The sequence below is a fragment of the Streptomyces sp. NPDC037290 genome (assembly GCF_055603245.1).
Map to the genome: position 1 here is coordinate 1 of NZ_JBVJVZ010000111.1, position 1036 is coordinate 1036.

Consider the following 1036-nt stretch of genomic DNA (forward strand, 5'->3'; position numbering starts at 1 on the left):
CCGGCACTGGTACCACCAGCTGATGGAGTCCACCTCGGAATCCGCCCCGCCGGACGCCACCTTCATCGAAGGACTGGAGATCTTCGCCCGATACATCCGCACCAGCGGTAACGGTGCCAGCGCTCCGACCGGTCGGCTGGAGAGCGAAGTCGACCGTCTCGCCTCCAGCCGCACAGGGACCGGCGGAATCGTCCGCCGGCCCGACCGCCGACTCGTCGACCAGTTGCACGAGTTCGCCGACCGCTCGTAGCTAGAACAAGCAGCCCGGCGGGCGCTCGATGATCCTCTTCATCGGCGAAGCAGAAGCAGCCCTCTAGAGAAAGAGAAAGGAGAATGGCCATGTGGCCTACGTTTTAGACGAAGATGACTGCAACTACGCCCACATCGACAGGAAATCTGCCGAATGAAGCACTCCCGTGCCTGAACTAGGCGTATCTGAGTGCCCATGGGTCGCACACCTGACCCGGTAGGCTCTATCCAACTCTCTTCCGACCAGGAGTCGGTGGGCGACGTACGGGCTGCACCGGCTCGGATTCACCCAACGGAAGGGAGCTTGATTCGGATGGCCGACTCCACATGGTCAAAGGAACGGGACGATGAAGTTCCGGATCCGCGGACCCCAGACTGCACGGGCTGCGCGGACCAGGGCGACATCGTTTCGAATTCCGATGGCCCTGAGGAGCCGTATCACGGTGTCACGTCGTGGCTGACGTGGATCAAGCTGGGAGCCGAGACGATCCTCGCGGTCGTCGCGCTCGGCAGCCTGATCTACGGCTTGGTCAACGGCAACGGCGGATGAGGGTAGCTACCTCACCCGCCGTCTGATGCCGAATCCGGCTTGGGGCCCGCGTTCTAGATTCCAGTCCTGGACGCGGGTCCCTCTCTGTTCGACGTGTTTCGGGTACCCGGTGAACCGGGCGACCTCACCTGTCAGGATTTCCCTGACAACGAGACACTGCCTGCAGCAACACGTCTAGCGAAACGCATTTTGCGCCTAAACGGTACCGTTGTCGAGCACTTGACCAGGGGAAACAAT

1 protein-coding gene and 1 pseudogene are annotated in these 1036 nt (G+C 61.8%); both read left to right on the forward strand.

The window, feature by feature from the left end:
- Positions 1-250: pseudogene (locus tag ACZ7HQ_RS45180) on the forward strand (hypothetical protein); the annotation flags it as partial.
- Between the two features lie 312 nt (positions 251-562).
- The gene (locus ACZ7HQ_RS45185) at positions 563-799 is read left to right on the forward strand and encodes a hypothetical protein (RefSeq protein WP_044375067.1); all 237 of its coding nucleotides are present in this window, start codon (positions 563-565) and stop codon (positions 797-799) included.
- The last annotated feature ends 237 nt before the right edge of the window (positions 800-1036 follow it).